15 protein-coding genes and 1 riboswitch are annotated in these 18,222 nt (G+C 44.3%); of the genes, 3 read left to right on the top strand and 12 right to left on the bottom strand.

Going from position 1 to position 18,222, the window contains the following annotated elements; translation table 11 throughout:
* Nucleotides 1–10 precede the first annotated feature (10 nt).
* Both FTT87_RS02830 and prfB read right to left on the bottom strand, forming a co-directional pair.
* On the bottom strand, nucleotides 11–313 hold the full coding sequence (locus tag FTT87_RS02830) for a helix-turn-helix transcriptional regulator (RefSeq protein ID WP_086196522.1): 303 nt from the start codon (nucleotides 311–313) through the stop codon (nucleotides 11–13).
* A 232-nt stretch (nucleotides 314–545) separates the two neighbouring features.
* Nucleotides 546–1,641, bottom strand: a protein-coding gene (gene prfB / locus FTT87_RS02825) for a peptide chain release factor 2 (protein WP_143222687.1) whose coding sequence is annotated in 2 segments (ribosomal slippage) — nucleotides 546–1,568 and nucleotides 1,570–1,641 — 1,095 coding nt in all. Because the reading frame shifts where the segments join, the coding sequence is not laid out codon by codon here.
* 420 nt (nucleotides 1,642–2,061) lie between these two features.
* Here prfB and FTT87_RS02820 point away from each other — a divergent pair.
* Both FTT87_RS02820 and FTT87_RS02815 read left to right on the top strand, forming a co-directional pair.
* Nucleotides 2,062–2,850: a putative porin gene (locus FTT87_RS02820; RefSeq protein ID WP_180174315.1), complete on the top strand. Its 789-nt coding sequence runs from the start codon at nucleotides 2,062–2,064 to the stop codon at nucleotides 2,848–2,850.
* A 173-nt stretch (nucleotides 2,851–3,023) separates the two neighbouring features.
* Nucleotides 3,024–3,857 (top strand): putative porin, encoded by an 834-nt coding sequence (locus FTT87_RS02815; RefSeq protein WP_180174314.1) that lies wholly within the window; start codon nucleotides 3,024–3,026, stop codon nucleotides 3,855–3,857.
* A 43-nt stretch (nucleotides 3,858–3,900) separates the two neighbouring features.
* On the opposite strand, the gene recJ is transcribed toward FTT87_RS02815, so the two are convergent.
* The 10 genes from recJ to FTT87_RS02765 all read right to left on the bottom strand — a co-directional run bounded on the left by recJ (nucleotide 3,901) and on the right by FTT87_RS02765 (nucleotide 17,658).
* Entirely contained in the window at nucleotides 3,901–5,604 is a 1,704-nt protein-coding gene (gene recJ, locus FTT87_RS02810) for a single-stranded-DNA-specific exonuclease RecJ (protein WP_180042028.1), read from the bottom strand.
* Nucleotides 5,604–6,260, bottom strand: a complete 657-nt coding sequence (gene pdxH, locus FTT87_RS02805; protein ID WP_166170627.1) for a pyridoxamine 5'-phosphate oxidase — start codon at nucleotides 6,258–6,260, stop codon at nucleotides 5,604–5,606. Before pdxH ends, recJ begins: the two co-directional genes overlap by 1 nt.
* 9 nt (nucleotides 6,261–6,269) lie before the next feature.
* Nucleotides 6,270–7,601 (bottom strand): phosphoglucosamine mutase, encoded by a 1,332-nt coding sequence (gene glmM / locus FTT87_RS02800; protein ID WP_166170625.1) that lies wholly within the window; start codon nucleotides 7,599–7,601, stop codon nucleotides 6,270–6,272.
* A 125-nt stretch (nucleotides 7,602–7,726) separates the two neighbouring features.
* Complete coding sequence (gene guaB / locus FTT87_RS02795) at nucleotides 7,727–9,193, bottom strand: IMP dehydrogenase (protein WP_180041889.1); 1,467 nt, start codon at nucleotides 9,191–9,193, stop codon at nucleotides 7,727–7,729.
* Between the two features lie 332 nt (nucleotides 9,194–9,525).
* Nucleotides 9,526–9,891, bottom strand: a complete 366-nt coding sequence (locus FTT87_RS02790) for a YkgJ family cysteine cluster protein (RefSeq protein WP_180041887.1) — start codon at nucleotides 9,889–9,891, stop codon at nucleotides 9,526–9,528.
* Nucleotides 9,892–9,986: 95 nt separating this feature from the next.
* The gene (locus tag FTT87_RS02785; protein ID WP_086196618.1) at nucleotides 9,987–10,784 is read right to left on the bottom strand and encodes an MBL fold metallo-hydrolase; all 798 of its coding nucleotides are present in this window, start codon (nucleotides 10,782–10,784) and stop codon (nucleotides 9,987–9,989) included.
* Nucleotides 10,785–10,965: 181 nt separating this feature from the next.
* Complete coding sequence (locus FTT87_RS02780; RefSeq protein ID WP_180041885.1) at nucleotides 10,966–11,544, bottom strand: TMEM165/GDT1 family protein; 579 nt, start codon at nucleotides 11,542–11,544, stop codon at nucleotides 10,966–10,968.
* Between the two features lie 74 nt (nucleotides 11,545–11,618).
* Nucleotides 11,619–11,763: riboswitch (yybP-ykoY riboswitch) on the bottom strand.
* A 225-nt stretch (nucleotides 11,764–11,988) separates the two neighbouring features.
* Complete coding sequence (locus FTT87_RS02775) at nucleotides 11,989–13,983, bottom strand: 2-oxo acid dehydrogenase subunit E2 (RefSeq protein ID WP_180174313.1); 1,995 nt, start codon at nucleotides 13,981–13,983, stop codon at nucleotides 11,989–11,991.
* A gap of 2 nt (nucleotides 13,984–13,985) precedes the next feature.
* Nucleotides 13,986–16,700, bottom strand: coding sequence for a pyruvate dehydrogenase (acetyl-transferring), homodimeric type (aceE, locus tag FTT87_RS02770; protein ID WP_180174312.1), 2,715 nt, complete (start codon nucleotides 16,698–16,700; stop codon nucleotides 13,986–13,988).
* A gap of 268 nt (nucleotides 16,701–16,968) precedes the next feature.
* A complete protein-coding gene (locus tag FTT87_RS02765; protein ID WP_180041879.1) occupies nucleotides 16,969–17,658 on the bottom strand; it encodes a M23 family metallopeptidase in 690 nt (229 codons plus the stop codon).
* A 109-nt stretch (nucleotides 17,659–17,767) separates the two neighbouring features.
* Here FTT87_RS02765 and FTT87_RS02760 point away from each other — a divergent pair, with 109 nt between their 5' ends.
* Nucleotides 17,768–18,208: a DUF721 domain-containing protein gene (locus FTT87_RS02760; RefSeq protein WP_166170616.1), complete on the top strand. Its 441-nt coding sequence runs from the start codon at nucleotides 17,768–17,770 to the stop codon at nucleotides 18,206–18,208.
* Nucleotides 18,209–18,222: the final 14 nt, after the last annotated feature.

The raw sequence follows: 18,222 nt of genomic DNA, 5'->3' as shown, positions 1-18,222 counted from the left end.
TGATTAAAGTCTAAAGCGCATGCTGTAAATGTTGTAAAAATTCCTGAATCAGTGCTTCATTACGAGAGAAATAAGACCATTGCCCATATTTGGTCACCTGAATCAGCCCTGCCTGTTGCAACACCGATAAGTGATTGGACATGGTGGATTGGGAAATATCCGCGATTTTTTCCATCTGCCCTGCACATACACCACGACTGAAATCACTGCCACATTCTTCAGTGGCAATGAAACGTTCAGGTTCTTTTAAACATTGCAGAATCTGACGTCGAATCGGGTTGGCTAAGGCTTTATAAATCGCTTCTGTGTCCATCTCATTTCACTCATGTTCATGATCAGCACTTTCGCAAAAATCATTATATCGAATTTATGCGATATTAATATCGAAAATTATCGATATTATGAGTCATTTTGTAAATTGCTGTCATTTTATCCAAATCCAGATCATTCTAGCATTGTCTGGTCAGGGGCATTCATCCTGCTGATCGACAAATGTTAAAGCTAAAAAAGCAGAGAACCCGCCTCTGCTTTTCCACGCAATAAACTTATAGACCCTGTTTCAGGCTGGCTTCAATAAATTTATCCAGATCACCATCCAGTACTGCACCAGTATTCGAGGTTTCTACACTGGTACGCAAGTCTTTAATACGCGAGTCATCCAGTACGTATGAACGAATCTGGCTGCCCCAGCCGATATCAGATTTGGTATCTTCCAACGCCTGCGCCGCTTCATTACGTTTGCTCATCTCTAATTCATAGAGTTTGGCACGTAACTGTTTCCAGGCATGGTCACGGTTGGCATGTTGTGAACGCTGGTTCTGACAGGCCACTACAATACCGGTTGGTGCATGGGTTAAACGTACCGCAGAGTCGGTTTTGTTAATGTGCTGACCACCGGCACCGGATGCACGATAAGTATCGGTACGTACATCTGCCGGGTTAATATCAATTTCAATGTTGTCATCCACTTCTGGCGATACAAACACGGCAGAGAATGAAGTATGACGACGGTTACCCGAGTCAAATGGCGATTTACGCACTAAACGGTGTACACCGGATTCAGTACGCAACCAGCCATAGGCATACTCGCCTTCTACACGAATGGTCGCCGATTTAATCCCGGCCACATCACCGTCAGATTCTTCCATCACTTCAGCTTTAAAGCCATGACGTTCAATCCAGCGCAGGTACATACGCAGCAGCATTGAAGCCCAGTCCTGTGCTTCCGTACCACCCGAACCGGCCTGAATCTCGACATAACATGGATTCGGATCCATCGGATTGCTGAACATACGGCGGAATTCAAGTTTTGCCAGTTCCGCTTCTGCAACATCAAGTTCAGCCTGCACATCCTCAAGCATGGCTTCTTCGTCCGCTTCTACAGCAAGGTCAAGCATGGCTTGGGCATCTTCAAGCTGCGTAGCTAAACCATCCAGTACATTCAGTACATTCTCAAGCTCGCCTTTTTCTTTGGCCATGGCTTGGGCACGGCTTTGGTCATTCCAGATCGCCGGATCTTCCAGTTCACGCAGAACCTCTTCTAAACGTTCCTTTTTCAGATCGTAGTCAAAGATACCCCCGTAATGTCAGACCACGGTCGTTTAAGTCTTTTAATTGGTTTAGATAAGGATTAATTTCCACGTGAATTACTCTCAATCAGAATATTAGGCTTAAATAGCCGTCAATTATAACACAGAGCATACAGGGAGTTTTAAAGCACTTTAATTCAATAACAATTGAGCAAATACTGCATAAAAATAGCGGATAAAAAAGCACTTACTCTAGAGGGTGCTTTTAAGATTCAAATCATTTTTATGTTACAAAATACTCAGTTTTTTATGTAAAAAACGTCTAAATTCATAAAACCTCCACAATTTTAATAAAACAAAACATTTTAATATTTTTATAATTTTCAAATATTTAATAAATATAAATTACATAATATTACCTTAGAAACATTTCTGTAACCTTGGGTGGATTGACCTGTTTTTGTTTTGCTCTAGACTAAAAGTTGTAACAAAAAATGTATTATTTTTAACCGAAATTTGAGGGGTAGTATCCATGAAAAAATTAGCCATTGCTTCAGCATTTCTTTCTGCTCTAGCAGTCACAGGTACAGCCAATGCCTACCAGGCCGAAGTCGGTGCAGCAGCAGCTTATATTGATCCAGACAACGGCAGTTCAGGTAGTGCCTTCGGTGTAGATGGTACTTATTACTTTAACCCCGTACAAACTCGTAATGCGCCACTTGCAGAAGCGGCATTCCTTGACCGTGCCAGCAACGTCAATGCACACGCAACATTTGCCGATCGTGGCGATGTAGATGACAACACTTATGGTGTGGGTGCTGAAGTTTATGTTCCAAACTCAGATTTCTATCTGGGTGGTGATGTAAGCCGTAACAATACTGAATATCGTGATGTATTGGGTCAAAAATATGACTTTGATACCACTTATTATTCTGCTGAAGTCGGTTATCTTCCAGCACCAGGCCTATTAATTGCCGCTGGTGTAAAAGGATATGACAACGACAATGATGATGGTGTAGATCCTACAGTTCGTGCCAAATACGTGACCCAGCTGAGTAATGGTAAAGATATCAACCTTGAAGCAGGCGCATCATTTGGTGATCTAGACGAGTTCAATCTTGCTGCCGATTACTTCATTGATAAATCATTAAGTGTTGGTGCGGATTACTACAACAACGACTTAACTGATCAAAATGAATTTGGCATTAATGCGCGTAAATTCTTTAACCAACAAGTCAGCCTTGAAGGTCGAGTTGGTTTCGGTGAAGTGGGTAATAACGACTACAACTCATTCGGTGTAGCTGCTAAATACCGCTTCTAAGCGTGCCTTAACTCCTTTTCATCAAGTGGCCCATCTTCGGATGGGCCACTTTTTTGCTCTGTAATAAAGCATTTAGATCGTTTTTGCACATTGACGGGGCAAATATAAACTGTACACTTTGTTACAACTGTTCAAGAAACAGTCATATTTTTATAACAAAGAGAGAAATCTAAATGCTTAAAAAACTTGCTCTTGCTACAGCACTTTTGGCTAGCCTAGGAACTGCACATGCTTATCAAGCTGAAATTAATGCTGCATATGAAAATACCGACATTGATGACAGTAACGACATTGATACTTATGCAATTGGCGGGAAATATTATTTAAAGGGGGTTCAAGTTAGAAATGCTCCTCTAGCTGAAGCAGCTTTTTTAGGCAAAGCAAGCAATATCGGTCTTGGCTATGCCAATGCCCGTACTGATGATGATTTTGCAGATTTAGAAATTGATACTGTAGGTATTAATGGTGAATTCTTTATCCCTAACTCACAGTTTTATGTTTCTGGAAGCTTAAATCGTGCTGAAGTGACTGTTGAAAGTGAATTTGCTAAAGCATCTGATGACAATACAGGTTATGCAATTGAAGCAGGTTACCTACCAGTTAACGGCTTACTGTTAGCTGCAGGTGTTTCTAAAGAAAACATTGATCCAGTATATGTTTCAAAAAATGGTTTCATAGACACTTTTACCAATCTAGCCTCTGTAGCAGATGAGACTGCTGTGACTTTGCGCGCAAAATACGTCACTCAAATTGGCAATCATTTTACCAATTTTGAGGGAGCAACATATTTTGGAGATGAAACTGCATATCGTCTAGGTGCAGACCTTTACCTCGATCCTACACTTAGTGTTGGTATTTCCTTCGCTGACTCAACGATTGAAGATTCAGATACCATTTTCAGTATTCGTGGTCAGAAATTCTTTACTCCAGTCATTGCTGCCGGTATGAATTACACGACAACTGATGGTGGGGACTCTTTTGGAATCAACGGTACTTTCCGCTTTTAAGCTTTAAGATTAAAAACAAAAACCGCTCAATTGAGCGGTTTTTTTATTGTTCCAAATGGATCACGCGTAGTTGTAAACTGACGTTGCCATTAAATTCATTTTTATCAATTTCATAGACCAGTCGTACACTGCCCTGCATGGCATCAAATTCAAACTTGTCACGTGCATTAAAGGCGATGGCTTCCACAATTTGACCATCTTGCAAAGCCAGACGCAGCTTTAAATGCATTTCTTTCAGCCAGCGATAATCCAGAACCTTAAATATCCCTTCAAAAATCGGCGATGGAAACTTTTGCCCCCAGGGGGTTAAATTTTGCAGAAAATCGACTGTTTCAATGTGAAAATGTTCTGTCGGTAATTCACCATCAGTCCATAAAGTGGCCTGAAACAGTGACTCATCCATATTTGAAATTAAAGCCTCAAAGACCTGCTTAAATTCATCAAAATGCTGTTTCTGAATGGTCAAACCGGCAGCGGCGGCATGTCCGCCAAAATGGCTGACCAAATGGGGATACTGCTCGGCAATCATTTCAATCGCATCGCGTATATGTACGCCCTCTATAGAACGGGCAGAGCCTTTAATATGTATACCATCTTCATCGGAGGCAAAAACAATACTGGGGCGATGAAACTGTTCTTTTAAGCGACCGGCCACAATCCCAATCACGCCCTGATGCCAATGTGGCTCAAACAGAATGAGCACAGCTGGTAAATGCTCTTGGTCCAGCTCCAGCTGAGTAAGCTCAGACAAAGCCTCCTGTTTCATCTGGCTCTCGACCTGTCGGCGCTCAGTGTTCAATTGATTTAATTGTTGTGCCAAGGGATAAGCGGTTTGCAGATCGGCAGCCAGCAGACATTCAATCCCTATGTCCATGGTTTCCATGCGTCCAGCCGCATTAATCCGTGGTCCCAGAACAAAACCCAAATCTTGAGCATTTAAAGAAGCTGGATCACGTCCGGCAATATCCAGCAATGCGCTAATTCCCGCACGACACTGATTTTGCCGTATGCGCTTGACCCCGGCATCGACCAGAATACGGTTGTTATAATCCAGGCTGGCCACATCGGCATAAGTGCCTAAAGCTACCAGATCGAGATATTGGGCCACTTTTGAGGTCGATTTTCCTAATTGGCTGCGATAACTGGACAAATTGGCGAGCAGGTAAAACGCCACCCCGACCCCAGCCAAAGCCTTGCTGGGGAATTCACAGCCCAACTGGTTCGGATTGACCACAGCTTCGGCTTTAGGCGTTTCTTTGGTGGTCAGGTGATGATCAGTAATAATCACCTGCATGCCATGTGCTTGTGCCTGTTCCACCCCGGCATGGCTGGAAATACCATTATCTACCGTAATCAAAAGGTCAGGCGTGAAATTGGCAAAAGCCAGGTCGGCAATTGCAGGCGTCAGTCCATAACCATATTTAAAACGATCCGGCACCAGATACGCGACATTCGCGCCCATATCCCGTAAAGCTAAAATCATCAATGCCGTACTGGTGGCCCCATCGGCATCATAATCTCCCACAATGACAATTTTCTTTTGCTGATCAATGGCCTGATCCATCAACTGAATGGCAGCATCCAAACCTTTCATGGTCGGCGCTAAAAGATGCTTCAATTTCAGTTCAAGTTCTTGTTCCGATTGCACACCACGGCGCGCTAAAATTTGCGCAATAAACGGTGACACGCCCTGGAAGTTTTCAGGGCGTGTAATGAACGGTCTTTGCTGAATCAGTGTTTTTGGCATTAAGGCATGAGTCGTTGTAAGTTCCACTTACCGTCGATTCTTTCATAACACAAGCGGTCATGTAAACGGTTAGGACGACCTTGCCAAAATTCATAATAATCCGGTTGCAGGCGATAGCCGCCCCAGAATTCAGGTTTTGCCAATTCTGCTTTATCGCTCACCTGATCTTGCAAAATCTGAAAACGAGTCTGTAGTTCCTCACGACTGACAATCACACCACTTTGTGGCGTACTGATATGCGCTGCAATCTGGCTGTCTCGCGGGCGTTTATGATAATAATCTGTTGATTCCTCTAAAGAGATTTTTTCAACGCGGCCGCCGACACGAATTTGGCGTTCTTGCTCAGGCCAATAAAACAACAGTTCGGCATAGGGATTGTCTGCCAAATCCAGGCCTTTTTGACTGTCGTAATTGGTATAAAAATCATAACCTGCTTCAGTCGCACCACGTAATAATAGGGTACGCACATGCGGACGGCCTTGTGCACTCGCAGTTGCGAGCGACATGGCATAGGGTTCATGCAGTTGTGCTTCTAAAGCATGGTTAAACCAATTCAAGAATTGCTCATGCGGATTTTCAGCCACATGAGTTTCGTGTAATTCCCCTTTCTGGTAACTCAAGCGCAGTTCGCTCAAGTCTTTAATCAGATCACTCATATTGTTCCCTTATACTGCGTTAGAACGTACACTGTCTGCAAGCTGATTGGCCAAAGCCGTGACTTCTTGCAGATCATCCCCTTCAACCATCACCCGAATGACCGGTTCCGTTCCTGACTTACGAATCAGTAAACGACCACGGCCTTTTAATTGTGCTGCAGCCCGATCAAATTCAGCCACCAATGCAGGCACAGCATACGGGTCAAACATTTGTTGCAAACGTACATTTACCAAGACATTTGGCAATAAATGGAAACCTTCAACCAGTTCATGTAAGGCTTTCTTCTGTTCGACCATGACAGTCAATACCTGCAAGGCAGCTATAATCGCATCGCCTGTGGTACTTTTATCCAGCGTCAGAATATGTCCTGATGGTTCACCACCAATAGCCCAGCCATTTTCATCCAGGGCTTGTAGCACATAACGGTCACCCACGCTGGCACGGACAAATGGAACCTGGGCTTTTTCCAAAGCCAATTCAAGTGCCATATTGCTCATGACCGTACCGACAATGCCTGCCGGCTTTTTCGAGCCCTGTGTTGCCAGAATATATAAAATATGATCACCAGTAATTTGCTGACCGCTTTTATCCACCATGATCACACGGTCTGCATCGCCATCAAAGGCAATACCCAAATCTGCCTGATGTTCAAGCACGGCTTTTTGCAGGTTTTCCGGATGGGTCGAACCACAGTCCTGATTGATGTTTAGGCCATCCGGTTCATTATAAAGTGCTACGACTTTGGCGCCCAGTTCCTTAAACACCGATGGCCCCACGTTATAGGCAGCACCATTGGCACAGTCCACCACAATTTTCAGGTTACTGAGGTCAAAATGGTAAGGGAAAGTCGATTTACAGAATTCAATGTAACGGCCATTGGCATCTTTTACACGCACACTTTTACCTAGGTTTGCGGTATCTTCAATTTTGAGTTCGTTTTCGAGCTCTTTATTGATCGCATCCTGTAATTCATCCGGCAGTTTCTTGCCTTCGCTAGAGAAGAATTTGATTCCATTATCAAAATAAGGATTGTGCGAAGCTGAGATCACAATCCCCAAGCTGGCATGTAAAGCACGGGTTAAATGGGCAATCGCAGGGGTAGGTAAAGGACCAAGCAAATGCACATATACACCCGCCGCATTTAGACCGGCCTGTAATGCAGATTCTAAAATATAGCCTGATAAACGCGTATCTTTACCCAACACAACAATCGGTTTTTTCTTATTACTGAACTGTTTTAAAACTTTACCTGCCGCAAAACCCAACTTCAGGGCAAATTCAGGTGTAATCGGAAGTTCCCCAAACTTTCCACGAATTCCATCTGTTCCAAAATAACTCATTTTCTACTCACTTCTTATACATTTATAGGGAAATTAACCATCCCATTTTCATGCAAATACTTTACACCAAAATCAAAAAAGCCGTCATATAAATGACGGCTTTTCCTGAATTTGATTACTAAAAATCAACCAACACGGTAGTTCGGTGCTTCTTTAGTAATGGTCACATCATGTACGTGTGATTCAGACATACCAGCTGCAGTGATTTTCACAAACTTGGCATTTTGACGAAGATCGTTCACGGTTGCAGAACCGGTATAACCCATAGAAGAACGCAAGCCACCCATCATTTGATGAACGATGTTACCCATAGGGCCTTTGTAAGGTACGCGACCTTCAATACCTTCTGGTACAAGTTTTTCCTGACCAGCTTTAGCGTCCTGGAAATAACGGTCAGCAGAACCTGTTGCACCCGCCATTGCACCCAATGAACCCATACCACGGTAAGCTTTGTAATAACGGCCCTGGAAGAATTCTACTTCACCCGGTGCTTCTTCAGTACCAGCCATCAATGAACCGACCATGATGGTGCTTGCACCGGCGCCAATTGCTTTCGCCATATCGCCAGAGAAGCGGATACCGCCATCTGCAATCAAAGGAATCTGGTCTTTCAATGCATTGGCAACGCTGTCAATCGCAGAAATTTGTGGCATACCAATACCGGCAACAATACGTGTAGTACAGATCGAACCAGGACCGATACCCACTTTTACCGCATCAGCACCGGCATCAAGAAGCGCAAGTGCAGCATCACCAGTGGCAATGTTACCGCCAATCACCTGAACTTGCGGATAGTTGGCTTTTACCCAGCGAACACGCTCAATCACGCCTGCAGAGTGACCATGGGCTGTATCGACAACAATGGCATCTACACCCGCCTCAACCAGTGCTTCAACACGGCTTGGTGTTTCTGCGCCAGTACCGACTGCCGCACCGACACGTAGACGACCGAGGTCATCTTTACAGCTGTTTGGATAAAGTTCCGCTTTACGGAAATCAGTGACCGTAATCAAACCTTTCAGTTCGTTGTTATCACCCACCACCAATACTTTTTCAATGCGATTTTTTTGTAGAAGTGCCTGGATATTTTCTTTTGATTCGTTTTCACGAACAGTCACCAGACGGTCCTGACCAGTCATGATATTGCTAACAGGTTGTTCCAGATTGGTTTCGAAACGTGTATCACGACCCGTCACAATACCGACAACCCTGCCATCTTTAACCACAGGCACACCGCTGATGTTGTTGGCTTGAGTGATTGCGATCAGTTCACGAACAGTGGTTTCTGGCGTTACGGTGATAGGATCTTTCACCATACCCGCTTCAAATTTTTTCACACGGCGTACTTCTGCAGCTTGCGCAGCAATGTCCATGTTTTTGTGCAAGATACCAATACCGCCATTTTGCGCCATTGCAATTGCCATACGGGATTCAGTCACCGTATCCATAGCTGCTGACACAAGAGGAATATTCAGGTTAATGCCGCGAGTAAGGCGTGTCTTTAAGGAGACATCTTTTGGGAGAACAGTTGAGTAGGCAGGGAGTAATAAGACATCATCGAAGGTTAAAGCTTCTTGAACGATGGTCAACATAACAGTCTCACTGGTAATTTCCGTGCGCTATTATAAACAAAAAAAACAATTTTATTCATGCTTATTTCAGGCAGCAATGTAAAATAAATTTAGATTACTGAATATTATTGGGTTTTTGAATTTAAATACCGCAATTCGGGCTGAATTTCCTGATCAGTATTTCATTCAGACTGAACAACAAAAAACCTCGCGCTGTATCACCTAGACACCGCAAGCCCCCTAACCAGTGCAAAAGGCTCTAATCGTGGCTTTACCCATCAAAACCGTGTGTTTTTAAATAAAAAAGCAGAGCCAGGGCCCTGCTTTTTTATTCTGGGATGACGAATCACGATCTAGCTGACACGTTCAAAACTATCATCATTCTCGGCATCCTCTACCTCAATCTGGATAAAGGGAATCATATTGTGGGCCATACGGGCCTTGTTGCATTGTTCATCGGCAATTTGCACTTCTTTACACGAGGAACTGCGCAGCTGGTACATGCCACAACTGACCTGTTCACCTATGCTGCCTTCTAGCGCGATACAGCGTGGATTTTTTTGATTGGTTCCTGCCATGCATGAATAGACTGCTGTGACAGGTTCAGTATAATTTTCGGGCATTGGAATTCCCTCTGCCCAATAAAATGAAACCCGAAAATAGGCGCAACATGCGCCACAGCTTAAACATGCATCCTGTGCAGGAACTTGAGACAACATTTCTTATAAATTCTCGTCATCAAAAAAGTTTTTGGGGATAGAAAATATAAAAAATGTTGTTTTTTGACTCAAGAAAAATTTTGTATTTTCTTGAACTATTCAGGACAGGTAAATACGCTTTCGTCCATCAGGTCGGTGCCGCATTCCAAGGTTTCAATCCAGTCCAAAAATTGATGGATCTGCTCTTTGCCAATAAATGGCGTGCCATGCTGTGGCACAATCATTTCCACATCCATGCTACGAACCATTTGTACCCACAGACGGATCACTTTATTGCAACACATATAGCGTTGATGAAAGCCTTTCATCTTCGGAATATGCGCAGCAAAATTTTCCAGCGGTTTAGAGACATCATCTACCATGGATGCGCCCATATCACCAGAAAACAGAATTTTGGCAATCGGATCATAAAACTGGAAATTACCGACCGAATGCAGAAAATGTGCCGGAACGGCAACAATGCTCGATTCACCCAACGGAATCACCTGACCATGGTCAGGCAGCTCAACCAGACGATCCAGCCAGTTCCCTTTCATCCGGTCGCTCATGAAAGCCGAGCTCAAATGTGGCAAGAAACGTGCCCATAATTTTGATGCTACTATTTTGGCCTCGGTATAGACCAGCCAGCGTGGCATAGAAGTAATAATGTCGGGGTCCTGATGGGAGGCCATGACATAATCAAGATTGGTTAGACGGGTATATTTGTTCAGCTCCATGGTCAATGGAACATAGGTCAAGTCGCCCCCTGGATCAAGCACTGCAGCACGTTCATGATCCAAGATTAGAAACTGGTTTGCCTGTACACCTTCACCTTTCACTAAACTGGTAAAACTAATACATTTATGCGTACCATTATCAAATAGTACCTGTGATGTGGTGCGATCAAACGCCATACCCATTCCCCAAAATATCGTTTTTAAACTAAATTTTTAATTCCTCTCAACATATAGGGATTCATGGAAATTTACAACAAAATAACATCTGAATACTGGTAGATTTATCAGTAAATTGTGTGGTATTTCACAATAAAAAATCCCGACAAAAATGCCAGGATTTTTTTAATGCTATTCAAATTTAAAAGAAATAATGTTGTACCAGTGCCGCCACACCAATCACTAAAAACACAACTGCACCAATTTTATGAATCAGTGAAATCGGTAGTTTTTCTGCCAGTTTGTTACCAATAAAAACCGCAGGAGCATTGACCAGCATAATGCCCAGTGTAGTTCCCAATGTTACCCAGCCTATACTGTCAAAGCGCGCGGCAAGTGCGACGGTAGCAATCTGGGTTTTATCACCAATTTCTGCCAGAAAGAATAAAACAAACGTGGCACTAAAGACGCCATATTTTTGCCATTTATTAATGCTTTCAGTTTCATCATCCAGTTCATCTGGAATCAGCATCCAGGCCGCCATCCCAATAAATCCAAGAGAAACAATCCATAACAATACGGTCGGGCTCAGAACAGTGGTAATCCATTGACCCAGTACAGCGGAAACACCATGGTTGACCACGGTCGCCAGAAAAATTGCTATCAGAATTGGTACAGGTTTACGGAAACGCGCAGCCAGCAGCAAAGCCAGCAATTGAGTTTTGTCACCCATTTCAGACAAGGCAACAACAGCTAAAGAAATCAGGAAGGCTGAAAGCATGATGTATTTCTCTGGCTAGCATAATAAAACCTGTGACTCACCCCTCCTGCTAGCCAAATTGAGCAGAGTGGTAAATCAAAGGTCTTGCCAACAAAAAGAAAATCATGATCAAAAGATCATTTGGTTCTTTGCTATGATGACCATGTTCTGTGGAACAATTATGTTGACCATCACCTTTTTACATTGCGTAAAAAGCGGCTACTCCCCAATGAAGTGCATGCATTTTAAGCTGAAAGATAAAAATTTTCAAATGACTTTAAAAATATCATTTCAGGACAATGCTAAACATTGCGACTCATGGCAAAAATTGGATTAAAGATCATTTTAAGCGGCTGTGTTAACCATCTTATCCCTATCATAAGAATGAGTCTGCGTATGTCTCAATACCAAAGCTTTCATAAAAAAACCCTGCCGAAGCAGGGTTTTTTGTAGCCTAAACTGAAATTAGAGCAACAGACTACGGATATCCGCCAACAATTTGGTCAGCTTATGGGTAAAGCGTGCTGCATCTGCGCCATTAATCACACGGTGGTCATAAGACAATGACAATGGAAGCATCAGCTTAGGATCAAAACTTGTACCATTCCAGACCGGTTGCATGGTGGCTGGTGAAATACCCAAAATCGCCACCTGAGGCCAGTTCACCAATGGTGTGAATGCGGTACCGCCAATTGAACCCAGGCTGGTAATGGTAAAGTTCGCCCCTTGCAAGTCTTTCGGTGACAATTTCTTGTCACGTGCTTTCTTGCTCAGCTCACCCAGCTCAACTGCAATTTGCTTGATTGATTTTTGATCTGGATTACGCAGTACCGGCACAGTCAAACCATCTGGTGTTGCTACCGCGATGCCCATATGGATTTCATTACGCAGCAATACCGATTTTTGATCGTCTGCCAAATGGCCTGCAAAATACGGCTCTTCCTTCAACAGATGAGCGACTGCTTTGGCAATAAAAGCCAGAATCGTCAGGCTAATACCGTCTTGTTTAAACTTGGCTTTGAGTTCACCGCGCCATGCTTCAAGTTCGGTAATATCGGCCAGGTCAAACTGGGTCACCTGTGGAATGTAGTTATTCAATGACAATTGCGGCACAGATACCTGTTGCAGACGGGTCATGGCTTTTTCTTCAGTACCGCCAAAAGCACTAAAATCAGGAAGTTTAGGCAAACCAGAAACTTGTGCTACGGCCTGTGCTACCGGTGCAGCTTGAGGTGCAGTTAAGCGTGTTTTTACATAAGCAAAAACATCTTCTTTCATCAAGCGTGCATGTGGACCAGATGCTTTCACATCAGCCAACACCACGCCCAACTCACGCGCCAGCTTACGCACCGCAGGACCGGCATAGACTTTGGCATTGGCGGCATTCTGCTCTTTGCTCAGCTTATCAGGCGATTGAACGGGTGCTTGTTCTACAGATGTAGCCGCTTGTGGCGCTGCTACCGGAGCAGGTGCAGCTTTGGCTGGCTGAGCTACAGCAGCTGCTTGCCCTTTCGCTTCGATGCTTACCAGAGCCATGCCTTGTGAGACATTTTGCCCCATTTGTACGTGAATGGCTTTAATCACCCCTGCCGATGAGCTTGGTACTTCAATGGTCGCTTTATCGGACTCAACCACAATAATGCTTTGATCCGCCTCAACCGTGTCACCGACTTGAACTAAAATTTCCGCCACTACAGCTTTATCTACACCCAGATCAGGCACAGCAATTTCAACGTCTCCGCTTGGTGCAGAGGCTACAGGTGCCTGAACTGATGTTTCTGTTTTTGGCGCTTTTGTAGAAGATGCTGTTGTAGAAGCTGTACTTGGTGCATCTTCAGCAGCTGAAGATGCAGTTTTCACTTTGAGCAGAACCACACCTTCTTTGACTGTATCGCCTGCCCGAACTTCAACACTCTCAACCGTACCTGAAACAGTACTTGGCACTTCTACAGTGGCTTTATCAGATTCCACCACCACAATGCTTTGATCAACAGAGATTTCATCGCCTACCTGGACCAAAATTTCGCCGACCAGGGCTTTTTCTACCCCAATGTCAGGGACTTGCACTTCAACAATTGAAGAGCTGCCAGTCGGAGCCTTCGGTGCAGAAGCTGCTGGTTGATGGGATGCCAGTGCCTGCATAATTTCCTGATCAGGCAAAGATGTCGGGGTATTTTCCGAAGTCTTTTGTGAAGCATCTGCTTCCTGGGCTTCAGTTGCGCCAGTTGAACCGTCTTCAGCTTCCAGTTCAATCAGGACCGAACCTTCTGAAACCACATCGCCTGCTGCAACTGTAATGCTTTTCACAATCCCTGCCGAAGTGCTTGGCACTTCAACAGAGGCTTTATCCGATTCAAGTAGCACCAGGCTGTCATCTACCGCGACACTATCGCCCGCTTTGACCAAAATTTCAGCAACGGTGGCTTTATCAACTCCAATATCAGGTGTTTTGATTTGCATGCTTAGTTCTCCTCACCTGATTGTTCTTTATAGTCCGCAACCGCCTGAATTTCAGGGTGTGCTTGAGGTGCCCAAGCGACTGGACGATCAGTATCAAGTTCGAAGCTGGAGATGGCATCTTTCACCAAACGCGCATCAACTTCACCTTCATCAGCCAGTTTCTTCAAGGTTGCCACGACAATGTGCGCAGCATCGACACCGAAGTAACTACGCAAATTGCCACGGGTATCGGAACGGCCGTAACCATCGGTGCCCAAGGCTACGAATGGACGGTTGTCTGGAAGATAGGCACGGATCTGTTCACTGTATGCACGCATATGATCGGTTGCAGAAACCACAATACCGTCAGTATCACGCAATTGTTGTGACACCCAAGACTCCTTCGCTTCTTCAGTCAATGGATGCAGGCGGTTGTATTCTTCACAAGCCATGCCATCACGTGCCAGTTCGTTGAAGCTGGTGACACTCCATACGTTTGAGTGAATCTGGTATTCATCACGCAAGATTTTCGCTGCTTTAATCACTTCACGAAGAATCACACCGGAACCCATCAGCTGAACAGTGGCTTTATCATCCTGTTCAAGCAGATACATACCGCGCTTGATGCCTTCTTCCACACCTTGCGGCATTTCAGGATGCTCATAGTTTTCGTTCATGACAGTCAGGTAATAGAACACACGTTCCTGATTGACATACATGCGTTGCAAACCATCGTGTACGATCACCGCAAGTTCATAACCGAAACATGGGTCATAAGACACACAGTTTGGAATAGTGTTGGCCAGAATGTGCGAATGACCATCCTGATGTTGCAAGCCTTCACCGTTCAATGTGGTACGGCCCGCGGTTGCACCCAGCAAGAAACCTTGTGCCTGAGCGTCACCGGCTGCCCAGGCAATGTCGCCAATACGTTGGAAACCGAACATCGAGTAGTACATGTACATCGGAATCATTGGCAGGTTATTGGTTGAATAACTGGTCGCCAAGGCTGCCCATGCACTCATCGCACCGGCTTCATTAATCCCTTCCTGCAACATGTGACCATCTTTGGCTTCACGATAGTTCATCAGCTGTTCTTGGTCTTCAGGGGTATATTTCTGACCATGAGCAGCATAAATACCGAGCTGACGGAACATGCCTTCTAAACCAAAGGTACGGGCTTCATCCGGTACAATTGGCACAACGCGGTCTTTAATTGCTTTTTCTTTTAACAATGCCGAGATTAAACGCACCATCACCATCGTCGTTGATTGCTGCTTGCCATTTGAACCTTTTAATACGGCATCAAAGACAGACAGATCAGGAATCGCCAATGATTCACTTTCTTTACGACGCGCTGGTAAATAACCGCCCAACGCTTCACGACGTGCCTTCATATATTTAATTTCAGGCGAGTTCTCACTTGGACGGTAGAACGGAACTTCTTCAAGCTGTTCATCGGTAAATGGCAGGTTGAAACGGTTACGTACATACTTTAATGATTCAAGCTGCATTTTCTTGATTTGATGCGTTTTGTTGACCGCTTCAATTTCTTCGGACAGACCATAACCCTTAACCGTTTTTGCCAGAATGACGGTCGGCTGACCATTGGCCTGGGTTGCCGCGGCATAGGCTGCAAACACTTTGTACGGGTCATGTCCACCGCGGTTCAGGTTATCAATATCTTCATCGCTTAGGTTTTTCACCAGCTCTTCAGCTTCAGGATATTTGCCAAAGAAGTGTGCACGGGTATACGCCCCACCTTTCACCTGATAACGCTGGTAATCCCCATCCACAGCCTCTTCCATCACGGCTTTTAAAGCACCGGATTCATCTTTGGCAAGCAGCGGATCCCAATGACGTCCCCACACCACTTTAATCACGCGCCAGCCGGCACCACGGAACAAGGATTCCAGTTCCTGAATGATTTTACCATTACCGCGAACAGGACCGTCCAGACGTTGCAGGTTACAGTTCACCACCCAAATCAGGTTGTCCAGCTTTTCACGACCGGCAAGAGAAATTGCACCCAGGCTTTCCGGTTCATCCATTTCACCATCGCCGAGGTAAGCCCAAACCTTACGGTCTTCTTCTTTAATCAGGCTACGGTTCATCAGGTATTTCTGAATATGCGCCTGGTAGATCGACATGATCGGACCCAGACCCATGGATACGGTCGGGAACTGCCAATAATCCGGCATCAAATATGGATGCGGATAACTTGGCAAACCATTGCCACCCACTTCACGGCGGAAATTGTTCAGTTGATCTTCAGTCAAACGGCCTTCCAAGAATGAACGTGCATAAATCCCTGGCGCACAGTGACCTTGATAATAGATCATGTCGCCACCAAAATGGTCGCTATTGGCGCGGAAGAAGTGGTTAAAACCAACATCGTATAAGGTTGCAGAAGATGCAAAGCTGGCCAAGTGACCACCCAGGTCGTCACCGGTTTTATTGGCACGTAACACCATTGCCAATGCATTCCAGCGAATCAGGGCACGGATACGGCGCTCCATATCCTGGTCGCCTGGCATAGCCGGGGTTTCTTCAACTGAAATGGTATTAAGATAAGGAGTATTTAGACGCTGAATAGGAACATGCTTGGCAATCGCGCGCTGATAGAGCTTTTCTAACAAAAATGCAGCACGCTCTGTACCCATATGCTGTAAAACCGAGTCAAATGCATCTTGCCATTCTTGGGTTTCTTGCGCGTCGGTATCACCATAAAACGCCATATTTCACCTATTCCTTGAGCTTATTTATAGTCTCTATATGTACCATACTTTAGAGGGCATCAGTTATCGCTACAGCTGAATACGGAATACCACTATTATTTAGATAATAAATACTCGTTGACCATTCTTTACGCAATAAAACAAAAAACCGCCAATAAAGGCGGTTTTTTATACAATAACTATTCTCTTGAATGATACTATTATATTCGAAAGCTCTAAAGGTCCTAGAGTTACTCTTTAACGAATATACAAATCTGTATTTATCAACTTATGGCAACATTGCTAAATAAGTTGATGGATTTTTGCGTTGTCCATCTTTCACGACTTCATAATGCAAATGTGGACCGGTACAACGACCCGTGCAACCCACATTGGCAATATGTTCACCAGCTTCTACGCGATCACCAACACGGGCAATCAAACGTGATGCATGTGCATAACGGGTCAAATAACCGTTGCCATGATTAATTTCTACGTATTGACCATAACCTGTACCCCAACCTGATTTGGTCACTACACCCGGGCCAGTGGCATAAATAGGTGTACCGCTTGGTGCAGACAAATCCAGACCGGAGTGATTTTCAGCGCGACCGCCCATGGTACGGCCACCAAAGTTGGAACTCACACGTTTCATGTCTGGAAGAGGATGAGACACCAACCAGGAGTAAGCACTACCAGAATAAGTTTTTGAGCTGGTTGAACGATATTTTTTCGCTAAAGATTCATTGTTTAATTCAATTGTTTTTTCACGCAATTGAACATTCATTCTGGTTTCAGCAGGAAGATCAATATCGTTTGATTCTGCATAAGAACCTTGCGCCAAAGTACGGGTCAATTGTTCAATACGATCTTCCGATGCATTGTTAGAGCTAGGATTTAATTCAACTAAATCTGCAAAAGCCACAGATGCGGCAGAAGCTGCCAATGAAAACGCTAATAAAATACGTCGCGTATGCATAAAAAAACCTCTTTTAACTGTTCTTAGTCAATGTCCTTGCGTGATCTCTTCCTTGATATCCACTAAAAGAAGTGCGTAAGATTAAGACACAAGTATGTAGGAACAATGTATGTCGGAACCAGTTAACATCTTTCAACAAACAAGAAAACACTTAAAAACAGGAAACTTTACGTTTCTCTCTACACAAGTTGCTGCATGGCAGAAACTTACAAAACTCATTCAACCGATATTGCCCCAACCGGAGCAATGGCAAGTTGTTTGTTATGAACATGGCATTTTGACGATTACGGGTGCAAATCAAGCCATGATTAGCCAGCTTGCCTATCTTCAAAAGCAATATATCTCACAATTGTTACAATTACCTGAATTTAAAGACTTACAAAAATTGCAAGTACGATTAAGAATTCAGACGCAACCCCCTTTAAAACCCCAATCTCTGTCCCGATCCCTTAGTCCAGATACTCAAGACTTACTGCGTGGTGCTGCCGACTTTGTAAGCGACCCTAAGCTTAGCCAAGCTATGCTACGTTTGGCAAGAAATAAAAAGTAACCAATACAGGCATA

The organism is Acinetobacter sp. YH01022 (genome assembly GCF_013420235.1).
Classification (GTDB): Bacteria; Pseudomonadota; Gammaproteobacteria; order Pseudomonadales; family Moraxellaceae; genus Acinetobacter.
The sequence above is the reverse complement of the archived record's forward strand: the minus strand, read 5'-3'. Positions and strand labels throughout refer to the sequence as shown.

Excerpts from the sequence above, each read along its gene's own strand:
- FTT87_RS02830 (WP_086196522.1), bottom strand. The coding sequence starts at position 313 with ATGGACACAGAAGCGATTTATAAAGCCTTAGCCAACCCGATTCGACGT.
- FTT87_RS02820 (WP_180174315.1), top strand. The coding sequence starts at position 2,062 with ATGAAAAAATTAGCCATTGCTTCAGCATTTCTTTCTGCTCTAGCAGTC.
- FTT87_RS02815 (WP_180174314.1), top strand. The coding sequence starts at position 3,024 with ATGCTTAAAAAACTTGCTCTTGCTACAGCACTTTTGGCTAGCCTAGGA.
- recJ (WP_180042028.1), bottom strand. The coding sequence starts at position 5,604 with ATGCCAAAAACACTGATTCAGCAAAGACCGTTCATTACACGCCCTGAA.
- pdxH (WP_166170627.1), bottom strand. The coding sequence starts at position 6,260 with ATGAGTGATCTGATTAAAGACTTGAGCGAACTGCGCTTGAGTTACCAG.
- glmM (WP_166170625.1), bottom strand. The coding sequence starts at position 7,601 with ATGAGTTATTTTGGAACAGATGGAATTCGTGGAAAGTTTGGGGAACTT.
- guaB (WP_180041889.1), bottom strand. The coding sequence starts at position 9,193 with ATGTTGACCATCGTTCAAGAAGCTTTAACCTTCGATGATGTCTTATTA.
- FTT87_RS02790 (WP_180041887.1), bottom strand. The coding sequence starts at position 9,891 with ATGTTGTCTCAAGTTCCTGCACAGGATGCATGTTTAAGCTGTGGCGCA.
- FTT87_RS02785 (WP_086196618.1), bottom strand. The coding sequence starts at position 10,784 with ATGGCGTTTGATCGCACCACATCACAGGTACTATTTGATAATGGTACG.
- FTT87_RS02780 (WP_180041885.1), bottom strand. The coding sequence starts at position 11,544 with ATGCTTTCAGCCTTCCTGATTTCTTTAGCTGTTGTTGCCTTGTCTGAA.
- FTT87_RS02775 (WP_180174313.1), bottom strand. The coding sequence starts at position 13,983 with ATGCAAATCAAAACACCTGATATTGGAGTTGATAAAGCCACCGTTGCT.
- aceE (WP_180174312.1), bottom strand. The coding sequence starts at position 16,700 with ATGGCGTTTTATGGTGATACCGACGCGCAAGAAACCCAAGAATGGCAA.
- FTT87_RS02765 (WP_180041879.1), bottom strand. The coding sequence starts at position 17,658 with ATGCATACGCGACGTATTTTATTAGCGTTTTCATTGGCAGCTTCTGCC.
- FTT87_RS02760 (WP_166170616.1), top strand. The coding sequence starts at position 17,768 with ATGTCGGAACCAGTTAACATCTTTCAACAAACAAGAAAACACTTAAAA.